Origin of the sequence: Mesorhizobium sp. M7D.F.Ca.US.004.03.1.1, assembly GCF_003998635.1 — a bacterium.
GTDB classification, from domain to species: domain Bacteria; phylum Pseudomonadota; class Alphaproteobacteria; order Rhizobiales; family Rhizobiaceae; genus Mesorhizobium; species Mesorhizobium loti.
This window is the reverse complement of the sequence record NZ_RZQG01001388.1, coordinates 1-1,092: the sequence shown is the minus strand read 5'-3', so window position 1 is coordinate 1,092 and position 1,092 is coordinate 1. Positions and strand designations below refer to the sequence as shown.

2 protein-coding genes are annotated in these 1,092 nt (G+C 63.5%); one reads left to right on the top strand and one right to left on the bottom strand.

Annotated features, from left to right (window positions below):
* The coding region (locus tag EN935_RS37310) for a LysR family transcriptional regulator (RefSeq protein ID WP_164771754.1) at positions 1-791 on the top strand (791 nt) is incomplete at its 5' end.
* A gap of 19 nt (positions 792-810) precedes the next feature.
* On the opposite strand, the gene EN935_RS37305 is transcribed toward EN935_RS37310, so the two are convergent.
* A partial coding sequence (locus tag EN935_RS37305) for an isoprenylcysteine carboxylmethyltransferase family protein (protein WP_164771753.1) occupies positions 811-1,092 on the bottom strand: 282 nt, incomplete at its 5' end.

Here is a 1,092-nt window from a genome sequence, read left to right as displayed (position 1 = left end):
GGCGGGTCAGCGCGCTCGAGCATGATGTGGGCTTGCCTTTTTTCAACCGCCACGCCCGCGGGCTGGTGCTGACCGAGCAGGGCGAAATGCTGTTCCGCACGGCGCATGACGTGCTGATGAAGCTCGAGACCATCAAGTCACGGCTGACCGAGACCAAGGACCGTCCCTCCGGCGTGCTCCGGGTGACGACGACGGTCGGGCTGGGCGCCGGCTGGCTGACCGAGCGGGTGCAGGAGTTCATCGAGCTCTATCCCGAAATCAGCCTGCAGCTGATCCTCGCCAACGAGGAACTCGACCTCACCATGCGCCAGGCCGATTGCGCCATCCGGCTGCGCCAGCCGCAGCAACCGGACCTGATTCAGCGCCGCCTGTTCACCGTGCATTTCCACCTCTACGCGGCGCCATCCTATGTCGCCAAGCACGGCAAGCCGGCTTCCGTCGCCGAGCTGAAGAGCCATCGCATCGTCACTTTCGGCGTGCCGGTGCCCTCGCATCTGTCGGAGCTGAACTGGCTTGAAACGGTCGGCGATTTCGACGGCGGACAAAGGGTGCCGACGCTGCAGATCAACGACATCTTGTCGATCAAGCGTGCGGTGCAGGGCGGTGCCGGCATCGCCATGCTTCCCGACTATGTGATCAGCAAGGACTCCGACCTGGTGCAATTGCTGCCGGAGACCGAAGTGCCGTCCTTCGACACCTATTTCGCCTATCCCGACGCGATGAAGAACCAGGCCAAGCTGCACGTGTTCCGCGATTTCATCATTGCCAAGGCGCGCAGCTGGTCCTTCTGATTTTCTCGCTGTTCTGAAGTTAATCCCGCCAGGGCGTCAGGCGAGGCAGCCAGCCGGGCACGTTGCGGCGGTAGGTCTCGTATTCGACGCCGTAGCGGTGGGCCAATGTCGGCTCTTCGTAGAACCGCACGAAGGAGCCCATGGCAATCGCGCCGATGACGACATAGGCGACCAGCGTCCAGCTCGAGAACAGCAGCGCCTGACCCAGGATGATCGACAGCACGGCGACATACATCGGGTTGCGGACATGGCGGTAGATGCCGCCGATCACCAGCCTTTCGGGCGGGGCGACCGGAGCGGG